Origin of the sequence: Streptomyces davaonensis JCM 4913 (assembly GCF_000349325.1) — a bacterium.
GTDB classification, from domain to species: Bacteria; Actinomycetota; Actinomycetes; order Streptomycetales; family Streptomycetaceae; genus Streptomyces; species Streptomyces davaonensis.
Window position 1 is genome coordinate 4,273,339 of the sequence record NC_020504.1, and the last position, 15,614, is coordinate 4,288,952.

Below are 15,614 nucleotides of genomic sequence, written 5' to 3' on the forward strand. Positions count from 1 at the left end.
CGTGCGAAGGCCCCGGCTCCCTCCTCGGGAACCGGGGCCTTCGCATGAACTCCGCAGGTCAGCGCACGAACACCCCGGCATCGCTCGCGAGGTCCAGGAAGTACTGCGGCGCCACACCGAGCACCAGCGTGACCGCCACCCCGACGCCGATCGCGGTCATCGTCAGCGGCGAAGGCACCGCGACCGTCGGACCCTCGGGCCGCGGCTCGCTGAAGAACATCAGCACGATGACGCGGATGTAGAAGAACGCCGCGATGGCCGACGAGATCACACCGACCACGACCAGCGGGGCCGCCCCGCCCTCCGCCGCCGCCTTGAACACCGCGAACTTCCCCGCGAACCCGGAGGTCAGCGGAATGCCCGCGAAGGCCAGCAGGAACACCGCGAACACGGCCGCCACGAGCGGCGAACGCCGGCCGAGCCCCGCCCACTTGGACAGATGCGTCGCCTCGCCGCCCGCGTCCCGGACCAGCGTGACGACCGCGAAGGCGCCGATCGTCACGAAGGAGTAGGCCGCCAGGTAGAAGAGGACCGAGGAGACACCCTCCGGCGTGGTCGCGATGACACCGGCGAGGATGAAGCCCGCGTGCGCGATCGACGAGTACGCCAGCAGCCGCTTGATGTCGGTCTGCGTGATCGCGACGATGGCGCCGCCGAGCATGGTGATGATCGCGACGGCCCACATGACCGGCCGCCAGTCCCAGCGCAGGCCGGGCAGGACCACGTACAGGACCCGCAGCAGCGCGCCGAACGCCGCCACCTTGGTCGCCGCCGCCATGAAGCCGGTCACCGGGGTCGGCGCGCCCTGGTACACGTCCGGCGTCCACATGTGGAAGGGCACCGCGCCGACCTTGAACAGCAGGCCCATGACGAGCATCCCCATGCCGATGAGGAGCAGGGCGTCATTGCCCATGGTGTCCGCGAGGGCCGGGTCGACCGTGGTGAGGGTGCCGTCGACGACCTGCGCGATCGTCGCGTACGACACCGAGCCCGCGTAGCCGTAGAGCAGCGCGATGCCGAACAGGGTGAACGCGGAGGCGAAGGCGCCGAGCAGGAAGTACTTCACCGCCGCTTCCTGCGACATCAGCCGCTTGCGGCGGGCGAGGGCGCACATCAGGTACAGCGGGAGGGAGAAGACCTCCAGCGCGATGAACAGCGTCAGCAGGTCGTTGGCCGCCGGGAAGATCAGCATGCCCGCGACGGCGAAGAGCAGCAGCGGGAACACCTCGGTGGTGGTGAACCCGGCCTTGACCGCGGCCTTCTCGCTGTCGCTGCCCGGCACGGACGCGGCCTGCGCGGCGAAGGAGTCGACCCGGTTGCCGTGCGCCTCCGGGTCGAGCCGCCGTTCGGCGAAGGTGAACAGGCCGACCAGTCCGGCCAGCAGGATCGTGCCCTGGAGGAAGAGGGCGGGCCCGTCGACGGCGATGGCGCCCATCGCCGCGATGCCCGCCTTGGTGGTGCCGTATCCGTCGGCCGCGAGAGCGACCACCGCGGCGAAGGCGGCGGTGAGCGCGACGGCGGAGACGAACGCCTGCGCGTAGTAGCGGGACTTGCGCGGGACGACCGCCTCGATCAGCACGCCCACGATCGCCGCGCCGACGACGATCAGCGTGGGCGACAATTGTCCGTATTCGATCTTCGGCGCGTCGATCTTCGAGATCGGGTCGGCCGCGGTTGTCCACAGGCTGTGGACGGCTGATGCGCTCACTTGGCCGCCTCCACCTCGGGCTGGGGGTCCTTCTTCTGTACGTCGGACATGGTCTGCTCGACCGCCGGGTTGACGATGTCCGTGACGGGCTTCGGGTAGACGCCCAGGAAGATCAGCAGTACGACCAGCGGGGCGACCACCACCAGCTCACGCACCCTCAGATCGGGCATCGCCGAGACCTCGGGCTTCACCGGGCCGGTCATCGTCCGCTGGTACAGCACCAGGGTGTACAGCGCGGCGAGCACGATGCCGAAGGTGGCGATGATGCCGACCACCGGGTAGCGCGTGTACGTCCCGACCAGAACCAGGAACTCACTGACGAACGGCGCGAGTCCGGGCAGCGACAGCGTCGCCAGACCACCGATCAGGAAGGTGCCGGCGAGCACCGGGGCGACCTTCTGCACTCCGCCGTAGTCCGCGATGAGCCGCGAGCCGCGCCGGGAGATCAGGAATCCGGCGACCAGCATCAGCGCGGCCGTCGAGATGCCGTGGTTGACCATGTACAGCGTCGCGCCCGACTGGCCCTGGCTGGTCATCGCGAAGATGCCCATGATGATGAAGCCGAAGTGCGAGATCGACGCGTACGCCACAAGACGCTTGATGTCCCGCTGGCCGACGGCGAGCAGCGCGCCGTAGACGATGCTGATCAGGGCGAGGACGAGGATGGCGGGCGTCGCCCACTTCGAGGCCTCCGGGAACAGCCCGAGGCAGAAGCGGAGCATCGCGAAGGTGCCGACCTTGTCGACGACGGCCGTGATCAGTACGGCGACCGGGGCGGTGGCCTCACCCATGGCGTTGGGCAGCCAGGTGTGCAGCGGCCACAGGGGCGCCTTCACCGCGAAGGCGAAGAAGAAGCCCAGGAACAGCCAGCGTTCGGTGCTGGTCACCATGGACAGCTCGCCGCTGGCGCGGGCCTCGGCGATCTCGGGGAGCGAGAAGCTCCCGGCGACCACGTACAGGCCGATCACCGCGGCCAGCATGATCAGACCGCCGGCCAGGTTGTAGAGGAGGAACTTCACCGCGGCGTACGACCGTTGGGTGGACGCCGCCTCCTCGCCGTGCTCGTGGGCACGGTCCCCGAAGCCTCCGATGAGGAAGTACATCGGGATGAGCATGGCCTCGAAGAAGATGTAGAAGAGGAAGACGTCGGTGGCCTCGAAGGAGAGGATCACCATCGCCTCGACAGCCAGGATCAGGGCGAAGAAGCCCTGGGTGGGCCGCCACCTCTTGCTGCCGGTCTCCAGCGGGTCGGCGTCGTGCCAGCCCGCGAGGACGATGAACGGGATCAGCAGCGCGGTCAGGGCGATCAGGGCGACGGCGATGCCGTCCACGCCCAGGTCGTACCGGACCCCGAACTCCGCGATCCAGGAGTGGGATTCGGTGAGCTGGTAGCGGTCGCCGTCCGGATCGAAGCGGACCATGATCGCGACGGCGAGCGCGAGCGTGGCGAGCGAGAAGAGCAGCGCCAGCCACTTGGCGGCGGTGCGCCGCGCGGCCGGTACGGCGGCCGTGGCGACCGCCCCGATCGCGGGGAGCGCCGCCGTCGCTGTCAGCAGGGGAAAGGACATCGGTATCAGACCGCCCTCATCAGCAGGGTCGCGGCGACGAGGAGTGCCGCACCGCCGAACATCGAGACCGCGTACGACCGCGCGAAGCCGTTCTGGAGCTTGCGCAGCCGTCCGGAGAGGCCGCCGACCGAGGCCGCCGTGCCGTTGACGACGCCGTCGACCAGGGTGTGGTCGACGTACACCAGGGAGCGGGTGAGGTGCTCGCCGCCGCGGACGAGGACGACGTGGTTGAAGTCGTCCTGGAGGAGATCGCGCCGGGCGGCCCGGGTGAGCAGCGACCCGCGCGGGGCGACGACCGGCACCGGACGGCGCCCGTACTGGAGGTACGCGGCGGTGACGCCGATGACCATCACGGCCACCGTGGACGTCGTGACCGTGGCCGCGCTGAGCGGGGAGTCGCCGTGGGAGTGCCCGGTGATGGGCTCCAGCCAGTGCACGAAGCGGTCGCCGACGCTGAACAGTCCGCCCGCGAAGACCGATCCGAAGGCCAGCACGATCATCGGGATCGTCATGGAGCTGGGCGACTCGTGCGGGTGCGGCTCATGGCCGTGCTCGTCGGGCTGCCAGCGCTTCTCGCCGAAGAACGTCATCAGCATCACGCGGGTCATGTAGTACGCCGTGATCGCCGCGCCCAGCAGGGCGCAGGCGCCGAGGATCCAGCCCTCGGTGCCGCCCTTGGCGAACGCCGCCTCGATGATCTTGTCCTTGGAGAAGAAGCCGGACAGGCCCGGGAAGCCGATGATGGCGAGGTAGCCGAGGCCGAAGGTGATGAAGGTGACCGGCATGTACTTCCTGAGCCCGCCGTACTTCCTCATGTCGACCTCGTCGTTCATGCCGTGCATGACCGAACCGGCGCCGAGGAAGAGCCCGGCCTTGAAGAAGCCGTGGGTCACCAGGTGCATGATCGCGAAGACGTAGCCGATCGGGCCGAGGCCCGCGGCGAGGATCATGTAGCCGATCTGCGACATCGTCGAGCCGGCCAGCGCCTTCTTGATGTCGTCCTTGGCACAACCGACGATCGCACCGAACAGGAGCGTGACGGCGCCGACGATGGTGACGAGCAACTGCGCGTCGGGGGCGGCGTTGAAGATCGCCCCGGAGCGGACGATCAGGTAGACGCCCGCGGTCACCATGGTGGCGGCGTGGATCAGGGCCGAGACCGGGGTCGGGCCCTCCATCGCGTCCCCGAGCCAGGACTGGAGCGGCACCTGGGCGGACTTGCCGCAGGCGGCGAGCAGCAGCATCAGGCCGATGGCGGTGAGTGTGCCCTCGGAGGTCTCGCCGACCAGACCCGGCTCCTCATGGCTGCCGAGCACCGGGCCGAAGGCAAAGGTCCCGAAGGTGGTGAACATGATCATGATCGCGATCGACAGACCCATGTCGCCGACGCGGTTGACCAGGAACGCCTTCTTCGCGGCCGTGGCCGCGCTGGGCTTGTGCTGCCAGAAGCCGATCAGCAGGTAGGAGGCGAGACCGACGCCCTCCCAGCCGACGTACAGCAGCAGGTAGTTGTCGGCGAGGACGAGGATCAGCATCGCCGCGAGGAACAGGTTCAGATAGCCGAAGAAGCGGCGGCGGCGCTCGTCGTGCTCCATGTACCCGATCGAGTACAGGTGGATCAGCGAGCCGACGCCGGTGATCAGCAGGACGAACGTCATCGACAGCTGGTCGAGTTGGAAGGCGACGTCCGCCTGGAAGCCCTCCACCGGGATCCAGCTGAACAGGTGCTGGGTCAGCGTCCGGTCTTCGGCGTCCTTGCCGAGCAGGTCGAAGAAGAGGATCGCGCCGAACACGAAGGACACGGACGCAAGAAGCGTGCCGATCCAGTGGCCGACGGCGTCCAGACGCCGGCCACCGCACAGCAGGACCGCCGCTCCGAGCAGGGGCGCCGCGATGAGCAGCGCAATCAGGTTCTCCACGATTCAGCGACCCCTTACAGCTTCATCAGGCTGGCGTCGTCGACCGAGGCCGAGTGGCGGGAACGGAACAGCGACACGATGATCGCGAGCCCGACCACGACCTCCGCGGCGGCGACGACCATCGTGAAGAAGGCGATGATCTGGCCGTCGAGATTGCCGTGCATCCGGGAGAAGGCGACGAGCGAGAGGTTGCAGGCGTTCAGCATCAGCTCGATGCACATGAACACGACGATCGCGTTGCGCCTGATCAGTACGCCGGTGGCGCCGATCGTGAACAACAGGGCCGCGAGATAGAGGTAGTTGACGGGGTTCACTTCGACGCCTCCTCGGCCCGCTTGAGGTTCGCCGGCTCGACCGGGGTCCGCTCCAGGCGCTCCTCGGCGCGCTGTTCCAGAGCCTTGAGGTCGTTGAGCGCCTCGGTGGACACGTCCCGGATCTGGCCGCGCTCACGCAGGGTCTTGCTGACCGTGAGCTCCGACGGGGTGCCGTCGGGCAGCAGGCCGGCGATGTCCACGGCGTTGTGCCGGGCGTACACACCCGGCGCCGGCAGCGGCGGCACGTGCGTGCCCTGGCGGACTCGCTCCTCGGCCAGTTCGCGCTGGGTCTTGGCGCGCTCGGTGCGCTCCCGGTGGGTGAGCACCATCGCGCCGACCGCGGCGGTGATGAGCAGGGCGCCGGTGATCTCGAAGGCGAACACGTACTTGGTGAACAGCAGGGCGGCGAGGCCCTCCACGTTGCCGTTCGCGTTCGCCTGGGCGATGCCGTTGAACTCCGTCAGGGAGGCGTTGCCGATCCCGGCGAACAGCAGGATGCCGAAGCCGAGTCCGCACAGAAGGGCCAGCCAGCGCTGGCCCTTGATGGTCTCCTTCAGGGAGTCCGCCGCGGTCACGCCGACCAGCATCACCACGAACAGGAACAGCATCATGATCGCGCCGGTGTAGACGACGATCTGCACGACGCCCAGGAAGTAGGCGCCGTTGGCGAGGTAGAACACCGCCAGGGTGATCATGGTCCCGGCCAGGCAGAGCGCGCTGTGCACGGCCTTCTTCATGAAGACGGTGCACAGGGCGCCGATCACCGCGACGGTGCCGAGGATCCAGAACTGGAAGGCCTCGCCGGTGGAGGTGGAGTAGGCGGCGAGTTGCGCACTCATGCGTCCGCCCCCTGTTCTTCCGGCTTCTCGCCCTTGGAGACGGCGATCTGGCGCTCGGTGCCGGGCGCGGCCTCGGTCACCAGGCCCCGGTAGTAGTCCTGTTCGTCGGTGCCGGGGTAGATCGCGTGAGGCGTGTCCACCATGCCTTCCTCAAGACCGGCGAGCAGTTGCTCCTTGGTGTAGATGAGGTTGGCGCGGCTGGAGTCGGCCAGTTCGAACTCGTTCGTCATCGTGAGCGCGCGCGTGGGGCACGCCTCGATGCACAGGCCGCACAGGATGCAGCGGGCGTAATTGATCTGGTACACCCGGCCGTACCGCTCGCCCGGCGAGTAGCGCTCCTCGTCGGTGTTGTCCGCGCCCTCGACATAGATCGCGTCGGCGGGGCAAGCCCAGGCGCACAGCTCGCAGCCGACGCACTTCTCCAGGCCGTCCGGATGGCGGTTGAGCTGGTGCCGTCCGTGGAAACGCGGAGCGGTGGTCTTCTGCTGCTCCGGGTACTGCTCGGTCAGCCGCTTCTTGAACATGGCCTTGAAGGTCACGCCGAAGCCGGCCACCGGGTTCTGGAAACCGGGCTTGGTCTCCTTGGGCTCCTCAGCCATCGGACGCCTCCTTTCCATCCAGAGATCCGTCGTCACTCTGAGTATTCACCCCGCCACTGACAATCAGCTCCCGCTCCCGGCGCGAACTGCGTCGCGGTACGGGCGGCAACTCCTGTCCGGGCAGCGGTGGCACGGGGAATCCGCCCGCCATCGGGTCGAATCCGGCGGCCGGTCCGGCCTCCTTCTCGTCCTTCGGCTTGCCGCGGAACATGTCCACGACGAAGGAGAGCAGCAGGAGCGCAAGAACGCCGCCGCCGACGTAGAGCGCGATGTCGGCGAAGTCGTAGTTCTCGTTGCGGAGGGTCCGTACGGTCGCGACGAGCATCAGCCAGACCACGGAGACCGGGATGAGGACCTTCCAGCCGAGCTTCATCAGCTGGTCGTAGCGGACCCGCGGGAGCGTGCCGCGCAGCCAGATGAAGAAGAACAGCAGCAGTTGCACCTTGACGGTGAACCAGAGCAGCGGCCACCAGCCGTGGTTCGCGCCCTCCCAGAAGGTGGAGACGGGCCAGGGGGCCCGCCAGCCGCCGAGGAAGAGCGTCACCGACACCGCCGAGACCGTCACCATGTTCACGTACTCGGCGAGCATGAACAGCGCGAACTTGATCGACGAGTACTCGGTGTTGAAGCCGCCGACCAGGTCGCCCTCGGACTCCGGCATGTCGAAGGGGGCGCGGTTGGTCTCGCCGACCATCGTGATGACGTAGACGATGAAGGAGACCGGCAGCAGGATGATGTACCAGCGGTCCTGCTGCGCCTCCACGATCGCCGAGGTCGACATCGACCCCGAGTAGAGGAAGACGGAGGCGAAGGCCGCGCCCATGGCGATCTCGTACGAGATCATCTGCGCGCAGGACCGCAGGCCGCCGAGGAGCGGGTAGGTCGATCCGGAACTCCAGCCCGCGAGCACGATGCCGTAGATGCCGACCGAGGCGACCGCGAGGACGTAGAGCATCGCGATGGGCAGGTCGGTGAGCTGCATCGTGGTGCGCTGGCCGAAGATCGAGACCTCGTTGCCGGCCGGGCCGAAGGGGATCACCGCGATCGCCATGAAGGCCGGGATGGCCGCGACGATCGGTGCGAGGACGTAGACGACCTTGTCCGCGCGTTTGACGATGACGTCTTCCTTGAGCATCAGCTTCACGCCGTCGGCGAGCGACTGGAGCATGCCCCAGGGGCCGTGCCGGTTGGGGCCGATGCGCAGCTGCATCCAGGCGACGACCTTGCGCTCCCACACGATGGAGAACAGCACGGTCAGCATCAGGAAGGCGAAGCAGAAGACGGCCTTGATGACGACGAGCCACCAGGGGTCGGTGCCGAACATCGAGAGGTCTTCAGCGGCGAGGTACGGGCTCATGCCTCCACCTCCTTGGGGGCCTCGCCGGCGAGCGTCGCCGGGCCGATGCGGACGAGGGAGCCGGGCCGCGCCCCGGTGCCGGAGGCGACGCCGCCGCCCACGGAGTTCAGCGGCAGCCAGACCACTCGGTCGGGCATCGCGGTGATCCTGAGCGGGAGTTCGATCGTCCCGGCGGTGCCGGTGACCGCGAGGACGTCGCCGTCCTTCACGCCCGCCTCGGCGGCGGTGGCGGCAGACACGCGCGCGTGGGCGGCGTGCCGCGTCCCCGCGAGCGCCTCGTCGCCCTCCTGGAGCCGGCCCTGGTCGAGCAGCAGCCGGTGCCCGGCCAGCACGGCCTCCCCGGCGGCCGGCCTAGGCAACGGCACGGCGGTTTCGAGGGGTTCGGTGGCCCGGGGCCCGTCCCAGGCGCCCAGCCGGTCCAGCTCCGCGCGCGTGGTGCGCAGATCCGGCAGACCGAGGTGTACGTCCATGGCGTCGGCCAGCATCTGAAGGACGCGGGCGTCGGTCGGGGGAAGGCGGCGGGTCATCTGCTCGGGCTTGAGCGCGGCCTCGAAGAAGCGCACCCTGCCCTCCCAGTTGAGGAAGGTGCCCGCCTTCTCGGCGACCGCGGCGACCGGCAGGACCACGTCGGCGAGTTCGCTGACCTCACTGGGCCGCAGCTCCAGCGAGACCAGGAATCCGGCCTCGGCGAGCGCCTCACGCGCGCGTGCCGGGTCGGGCAGGTCGGCGATCTCCACTCCGGCGACCACCAGGGCCTGGAGTTCGCCGGTGGCGGCGGCCTCCACGATCTGGCTGGTGTCACGGCCGTAGCGGTGCGGGAGTTCGGCCACGCCCCAGGTGGCGGCGACCTCCTCACGCGCGCGTGGGTCGGTGGCCGGACGGCCGCCCGGCAGCAGCGACGGCAGCGCACCGGCCTCGACGGCGCCGCGCTCCCCGGCCCGGCGCGGAATCCACACCAGGTGCGCGCCGGTCGCGGACGCGGCCCGTACGGCGGCGGTGAGCCCGCCCACCACTCCGGCCAGCCGCTCACCCACGACGATGACCGCGCCCTCGGCGCGCAGCGCCTCCGCGGCCCGCGCGCCATCCTCCTCCAGGCCGACCCCGCTCGCGAGCGCGTCCAGCCACTCGGTCTCGGTGCCGGGAGCGGCGGGCAGCAGCGTGCCGCCCGCCTTCTCCAGCCCGCGGGTGGCGTGCGTGGCGAGGGAGAAGACCTTCTGGCCGTGCTTGCGCCAGGCCTTGCGCAGCCGCAGGAAGACGCCGGGCGCCTCCTCCTCGGCCTCGAACCCGGCGAGCAGGACCGCGGGCGCCTTCTCCAGGGCGGTGTACGTGACGCCCGTACCGTCGAGGTCGCGGCCGCGCCCGGCGACCCGGGCGGCCAGGAAGTCGGCCTCCTCGCCGCTGTGCACGCGCGCGCGGAAGTCGATGTCGTTGGAGTCGAGCGCCACGCGCGTGAACTTGCTGTACGCGTAGGCGTCCTCGATGGTGAGGCGGCCGCCGGTCAGGACACCGGCCCGCCCGCGTGAGGCGAGCAGCCCCTGGGCCGCGATCTGAAGGGCCTCCGGCCAGGACGCCGGTACCAGCTCGCCCTCGGGGTTGCGCACCAGCGGCGTCTCAAGACGGTCGCGCTGCTGTGCGTACCGGAAGGCGAAGCGGCCCTTGTCGCAGATCCACTCCTCGTTGACCTCGGGGTCGTTGGCCGCGAGCCGCCGCATGACCTTGCCGCGCCGGTGGTCGGTGCGGGTGGTGCAGCCACCGGAGCAGTGCTCGCACACGCTCGGGGAGGACACCAGGTCGAAGGGGCGGGAGCGGAAGCGGTACGCCGCCGAGGTGAGCGCGCCGACCGGGCAGATCTGGATGGTGTTGCCGGAGAAGTACGACTCGAAGGGGTCGCCCTCACCGGTGCCGACCTGCTGGAGCGCGCCCCGCTCGACCAGCTCGATCATCGGGTCGCCCGCGATCTGGTTGGAGAAGCGGGTGCACCGGGCGCACAGCACGCACCGCTCGCGGTCGAGCAGCACCTGCGTGGAGATCGGAACCGGCTTCTCGTAGGTCCGCTTGCGGCCCTCGAAGCGGGACTCGGCCTGGCCGTGCGACATGGCCTGGTTCTGCAGCGGGCACTCGCCGCCCTTGTCGCAGACCGGGCAGTCCAGCGGATGGTTGATGAGGAGCAGCTCCATCACACCGTGCTGGGCCTTCTCGGCGACCGGCGAGGTGAGGTGGGTCTTCACGACCATGCCGTCGGTGCAGGTGATGGTGCAGGACGCCATCGGCTTGCGCTGGCCCTCGACCTCGACGATGCACTGGCGGCAGGCGCCGGCCGGGTCGAGGAGCGGGTGGTCGCAGAAGCGGGGGATCTCGATGCCGAGCTGCTCGGCGGCCCGGATGACCAGGGTGCCCTTGGGCACGCTGATCTCCGCGCCGTCGATGGTCAGCGAGACGAGGTCTTCCGGCGGGACCGCCGGCTCGCCGCCCCCGGAGGGAGCGCTGCTGGTGGTCACTGTCATGCGTTCACCTCCGTGTGCTTGTCCGCCCAGGCCGTGGACTTGGCGGGGTCGAAGGGGCAGCCGCGGCCCGTGATGTGCTGCTCGTACTCCGCACGGAAGTACTTGAGCGAGGAGAAGATCGGCGAGGCGGCACCGTCGCCGAGGGCGCAGAAGGACTTGCCGTTGATGTTGTCGGCGATGTCGTTCAGCTTGTCGAGGTCGGACATGACGCCCTTGCCGGCCTCGATGTCACGCATCAACTGCACGAGCCAGTACGTGCCTTCGCGGCAGGGCGTGCACTTGCCGCAGGACTCGTGGGCGTAGAACTCGGTCCAGCGGGTGACGGCGCGGACGACGCAGGTCGTCTCGTCGAAGCACTGGAGCGCCTTGGTGCCGAGCATGGAACCGGCGGCGCCCACTCCTTCGTAGTCGAGCGGGACGTCGAGGTGCTCGTCGGTGAACATCGGCGTCGAGGAGCCGCCCGGCGTCCAGAACTTCAGCCGGTGGCCGGGCCGCATTCCGCCGCTCATGTCGAGCAGTTGGCGCAGGGTGATGCCGAGCGGGGCCTCGTACTGGCCGGGGCTCGCGACATGGCCGCTGAGGGAGTAGAGCGTGAAGCCCGGGGACTTCTCGCTGCCCATCGACCTGAACCAGTCTTTTCCTTTTTGCAGGATTGCGGGAACTGACGCGATCGACTCGACGTTATTCACCACAGTCGGGCAGGCGTAGAGGCCCGCGACAGCAGGGAAAGGGGGACGGAGCCGCGGTTGTCCACGGCGGCCTTCGAGCGAGTCGAGCAGTGCGGTCTCCTCACCGCAGATGTACGCCCCGGCGCCGGCGTGCACGGTGATGTCGAGATCGAGGCCGCTGCCCAGGATGTTCTTTCCGAGGTAGCCGGCCGCATAGGCCTCGCTCACGGCCGAGTGCAACCGCCGCAGCACGGGGACGACTTCACCACGCAGATAGATGAAGGCATGCGACGACCTGATGGCATAACACGCGATGATCATGCCCTCGATGAGGCTATGCGGGTTCGCGAAGAGGAGCGGGATGTCCTTGCACGTCCCGGGCTCCGACTCGTCGGCGTTGACAACTAGATAGTGCGGTTTTCCATCCCCCTGCGGAATGAACTGCCATTTCATTCCGGTGGGGAATCCCGCGCCGCCGCGCCCGCGCAGACCGGAGTCCTTCACATAGGCGATGAGGTCGTCCGGCGACATGGCGAGCGCCTTGCGAAGTCCCTCGTATCCTTCGTGCCTTTTGTAGACGTCCAGCGTCCAGGACCTGTCCTCGTCCCAGAAGGACGACAGCACGGGTGCGAGCAGCTTCTCGGGGCTGGTGTCTTTCAGCTCGGGTGCCAAGGTCATCACTCCCCCTCCTCGGCGGTAGGCCCGGCCGGGTGGGTCGGGTCGGCGGCCGATGTGTCCTTAGGCGCGTCCTGCGGCTCCTCATGAGGTCCGCCGTCCCGTGGGTGAACCACCCGCGCGGGGGCGGTCTCCCCCTTGGCCAGCCTGAGGCCGACCAGCGAAGCGGGTCCCGCGCTTCCGCTGGCCTCGACTGCCCCGTCCCGCTCGTCGGGAAAGCCCGCCAGGATCCGGGCCGTCTCCTTGAAGGTGCAGATCGGCGCCCCGCGCGTGGGCGACACCGGCGTTCCCTCGCGCAGCTCGTCCACCAGGCGCTTGGCGCTCTGCACGGTCTGGTTGTCGAAGAATTCCCAGTTGACCATCACGACCGGCGCGAAGTCGCAGGCCGCGTTGCACTCGATGTGCTCCAGGGTGACCTTGCCGTCGTCGGTGGTCTCGCCGTTGCCGACGCCCAGGTGCTCCTGGAGCGCCTCGAAGATCGCGTCGCCGCCCATCACCGCGCACAGGGTGTTGGTGCAGACGCCGACCTGGTAGTCACCGCTCGGCCGCCGCCGGTACATCGTGTAGAAGGTGGCGACGGCGGTGACCTCGGCGGTGGTCAGGTTCAGCACGTCCGCGCAGAACTGCATGCCGGTGCGCGTGACATGGCCCTCCTCCGACTGCACCAGGTGCAGCAGCGGAAGGAGCGCGGACCGGGAGTCGGGGTAGCGGGCGATGACCTCGCGCGCGTCCCGTTCGAGCCTGGCCCGAACGTCGTCCGGGTAGGCGGGCGCGGGCAGTTGGGGCATACCCAGGCTGACGCCCTGCTCCGAAGAACTGGTGGTCACCGGTCGACGCCTCCCATCACGGGGTCGATGGACGCGACAGCGACGATGACGTCGGCGACCTGGCCGCCCTCGCACATCGCCGCCATGGCCTGAAGGTTGGTGAAGGACGGGTCACGGAAGTGGACCCGGTAGGGGCGGGTGCCGCCGTCGGAGACGGCATGCACGCCGAGTTCGCCCTTGGGCGATTCGACGGCCGCGTACGCCTGTCCCGGCGGGACACGGAATCCCTCGGTCACCAGCTTGAAGTGGTGGATCAGGGCCTCCATGGAGGTGCCCATGATCTTCTTGATGTGGTCGAGGGAGTTGCCGAGACCGTCGGGGCCGAGGGCGAGCTGGGCGGGCCAGGCGATCTTCTTGTCGGCGACCATGACCGGTCCGGGCTGAAGCCGGTCCAGGCACTGCTCGACGATCCTGAGCGACTGGCGCATCTCTTCCAGGCGGATCAGGAAGCGGCCGTAGGAGTCGCAGGTGTCGGCGGTCGGGACCTCGAAGTCGAAGGTCTCGTAGCCGCAGTACGGCTGCGCCTTGCGCAGGTCGTGGGGCAGGCCGGTGGAGCGCAGGATCGGGCCGGTGGCGCCGAGGGCCATGCAGCCGGCCAGGTCGAGGTAGCCGACGTCCTGCATACGGGCCTTGAAGATGGGGTTCCCGGTGGCGAGCTTGTCGTACTCGGGGAGGTTCTTCTTCATCTTCTTCACGAACTCGCGGATCTGGTCCACCGCGCCGGGCGGCAGGTCCTGGGCGAGTCCGCCGGGCCGGATGTACGCATGGTTCATGCGCAGGCCCGTGACCAGCTCGTAGATGTCGAGAATCATTTCACGATCACGGAATCCGTAGATCATGATCGTGGTGGCGCCGAGCTCCATGCCGCCGGTGGCGATGCACACCAGGTGGGAGGAGAGGCGGTTCAGCTCCATCAGGAGCACCCGGATCAGGGTGGCGCGGTCGGGGATCTGGTCCTCGACTCCGAGGAGCTTCTCGACGGCGAGACAGTAGGCGGTCTCGTTGAAGAAGGACGTCAGGTAGTCCATGCGCGTCACGAACGTGGTGCCCTGTGTCCACGTGCGGAACTCGAGGTTCTTCTCGATGCCGGTGTGGAGATAGCCGATGCCGCAGCGGGCCTCGGTGACGGTCTCGCCGTCGATCTCCAGGATCAGGCGGAGCACTCCGTGAGTGGAGGGGTGCTGGGGGCCCATGTTGAGGACGATGCGCTCGTCGTCGGCGCGGGCCGCGGCCTCGACGATCTCGTCCCAGTCGCCGCCGGTGACCGTGTATACGGTGCCCTCGGTGGTCTCACGGGCGGATGCTGACTGCGTGCTCATGAGTACGACCTCCGCTGGTCCGGAGCCGGGATCTGGGCGCCCTTGTACTCGACGGGGATGCCGCCGAGGGGATAGTCCTTGCGCTGCGGATGGCCCTGCCAGTCGTCCGGCATCATGATCCGCGTCAGGGCGGGGTGGCCTTCGAAGACGATGCCGAAGAAGTCGTAGGTCTCGCGCTCGTGCCAGTCGTTGGTCGGATACACGGAGACCAGCGACGGGATGCGGCGGTCGCTGTCGGGGGCGCTGACCTCCAGCCGGATCAACCGGTTGTGGGTGATCGAGCGCAGGTGGTAGACGGCGTGCAGCTCGCGGCCCTTGTCGTTCGGGTAGTGGACGCCGCTCACTCCGGTGCACAGCTCGAAGCGCAGGGCCGGGTCGTCGCGCAGGGTGCGGGCGACGCGCGGCAGGTGCTCACGCTCGATGTGGAACGTGAGCTCGTCGCGGTCGACGACCGTCTTCTCGATGGCGTTCTCGGGGAGCAGTCCCTGCTCCTCCAGCGCGCCCTCCAGTTCGTCGGCGACCTCGTCGAACCAGCCGCCGTAGGGGCGGGCGGCCGGTCCCGGGAGGCGGACCGAGCGGACGAGGCCGCCGTAGCCGGAGGTGTCGCCGCCGTTGTTGGCGCCGAACATGCCGCGCTGGACGCGGATCTCCTCGCCGCCCTCGCCGCGCTGGCCGGGGAGGTTGGAGGCACCGAGGTCCTTCTCGGGGTTGACCCCGTTCGACCCGGCGCCCGTGCCGTTGGCGTCGCTCACCGCAGCAGCCCCTTCATCTCGATCGTGGGCAGGGCCTTGAGCGCCGCTTCCTCCGCCTCGCGGGCCGCCTCCTCGGCGTTCACGCCGAGCTTGGAGGTCTGGATCTTCTGATGGAGCTTGAGAATCGCGTCCATCAGCATCTCGGGGCGGGGCGGGCAGCCGGGCAGATAGATGTCGACCGGGACGATGTGGTCGACGCCCTGCACGATGGCGTAGTTGTTGAACATGCCGCCCGAGGAGGCGCAGACCCCCATGGAGATCACCCACTTGGGGTTCGGCATCTGGTCGTAGACCTGCCGGAGCACCGGTGCCATCTTCTGGCTGACCCGGCCGGCGACGATCATGAGGTCCGCCTGCCGCGGTGAGCCGCGGAAGACCTCCATGCCGAAGCGCGCCAGGTCGTAGCGGCCGGCGCCGGTGGTCATCATCTCGATGGCGCAGCAGGCGAGGCCGAAGGTGGCCGGGAAGACGGACGCCTTGCGCACCCAGCCCGCGGCCTGCTCGACGGTGGTCAGCAGGAAGCCGCTCGGCAGCTTTTCTTCGAGTCCCATGAGTTAAAGGCCCC

At 68.9% G+C, this 15,614-nt stretch carries 13 protein-coding genes; all 13 read right to left on the bottom strand.

Features of this window, described 5'->3' with window-relative positions:
• Nucleotides 1-58: 58 nt before the first annotated feature.
• The 13 genes from nuoN to BN159_RS18695 are packed head-to-tail and all read right to left on the bottom strand — an operon-like array spanning nt 59 to nt 15,600.
• Nucleotides 59-1,708, bottom strand: a complete 1,650-nt coding sequence (nuoN, locus tag BN159_RS18635; RefSeq protein WP_015658541.1) for an NADH-quinone oxidoreductase subunit NuoN — start codon at nt 1,706-1,708, stop codon at nt 59-61.
• On the bottom strand, nt 1,705-3,276 hold the full coding sequence (locus BN159_RS18640) for an NADH-quinone oxidoreductase subunit M (RefSeq protein ID WP_015658542.1): 1,572 nt from the start codon (nt 3,274-3,276) through the stop codon (nt 1,705-1,707). Before BN159_RS18640 ends, nuoN begins: the two co-directional genes overlap by 4 nt.
• Before the next feature lie 5 nt (nt 3,277-3,281).
• A complete protein-coding gene (nuoL, locus tag BN159_RS18645; RefSeq protein WP_015658543.1) occupies nt 3,282-5,195 on the bottom strand; it encodes an NADH-quinone oxidoreductase subunit L in 1,914 nt (637 codons plus the stop codon).
• Between the two features lie 14 nt (nt 5,196-5,209).
• On the bottom strand, nt 5,210-5,509 hold the full coding sequence (gene nuoK / locus BN159_RS18650) for an NADH-quinone oxidoreductase subunit NuoK (RefSeq protein WP_015658544.1): 300 nt from the start codon (nt 5,507-5,509) through the stop codon (nt 5,210-5,212).
• Nucleotides 5,506-6,348: an NADH-quinone oxidoreductase subunit J gene (locus tag BN159_RS18655; protein ID WP_015658545.1), complete on the bottom strand. Its 843-nt coding sequence runs from the start codon at nt 6,346-6,348 to the stop codon at nt 5,506-5,508. Before BN159_RS18655 ends, nuoK begins: the two co-directional genes overlap by 4 nt.
• The gene (gene nuoI, locus BN159_RS18660; protein ID WP_015658546.1) at nt 6,345-6,947 is read right to left on the bottom strand and encodes an NADH-quinone oxidoreductase subunit NuoI; all 603 of its coding nucleotides are present in this window, start codon (nt 6,945-6,947) and stop codon (nt 6,345-6,347) included. Before nuoI ends, BN159_RS18655 begins: the two co-directional genes overlap by 4 nt.
• Nucleotides 6,940-8,304 (bottom strand): NADH-quinone oxidoreductase subunit NuoH, encoded by a 1,365-nt coding sequence (nuoH, locus tag BN159_RS18665; protein ID WP_015658547.1) that lies wholly within the window; start codon nt 8,302-8,304, stop codon nt 6,940-6,942. Before nuoH ends, nuoI begins: the two co-directional genes overlap by 8 nt.
• Nucleotides 8,301-10,808 carry an NADH-quinone oxidoreductase subunit G gene (locus tag BN159_RS18670; protein WP_015658548.1) on the bottom strand — a complete coding sequence of 836 codons (2,508 nt, stop codon included), beginning with the start codon at nt 10,806-10,808 and terminating at the stop codon, nt 8,301-8,303. Before BN159_RS18670 ends, nuoH begins: the two co-directional genes overlap by 4 nt.
• A complete protein-coding gene (gene nuoF, locus BN159_RS18675; RefSeq protein WP_015658549.1) occupies nt 10,805-12,154 on the bottom strand; it encodes an NADH-quinone oxidoreductase subunit NuoF in 1,350 nt (449 codons plus the stop codon). The genes BN159_RS18670 and nuoF overlap by 4 nt, the downstream gene beginning before the upstream one ends.
• The gene (gene nuoE, locus BN159_RS18680; protein WP_015658550.1) at nt 12,154-12,978 is read right to left on the bottom strand and encodes an NADH-quinone oxidoreductase subunit NuoE; all 825 of its coding nucleotides are present in this window, start codon (nt 12,976-12,978) and stop codon (nt 12,154-12,156) included. The genes nuoF and nuoE overlap by 1 nt, the downstream gene beginning before the upstream one ends.
• The gene (locus tag BN159_RS18685; RefSeq protein WP_015658551.1) at nt 12,975-14,297 is read right to left on the bottom strand and encodes an NADH-quinone oxidoreductase subunit D; all 1,323 of its coding nucleotides are present in this window, start codon (nt 14,295-14,297) and stop codon (nt 12,975-12,977) included. Before BN159_RS18685 ends, nuoE begins: the two co-directional genes overlap by 4 nt.
• Nucleotides 14,294-15,049, bottom strand: a complete 756-nt coding sequence (locus BN159_RS18690; RefSeq protein ID WP_015658552.1) for an NADH-quinone oxidoreductase subunit C — start codon at nt 15,047-15,049, stop codon at nt 14,294-14,296. The genes BN159_RS18685 and BN159_RS18690 overlap by 4 nt, the downstream gene beginning before the upstream one ends.
• The gene (locus BN159_RS18695; protein ID WP_003998928.1) at nt 15,046-15,600 is read right to left on the bottom strand and encodes a NuoB/complex I 20 kDa subunit family protein; all 555 of its coding nucleotides are present in this window, start codon (nt 15,598-15,600) and stop codon (nt 15,046-15,048) included. The genes BN159_RS18690 and BN159_RS18695 overlap by 4 nt, the downstream gene beginning before the upstream one ends.
• Between the last annotated feature and the right edge of the window lie 14 nt (nt 15,601-15,614).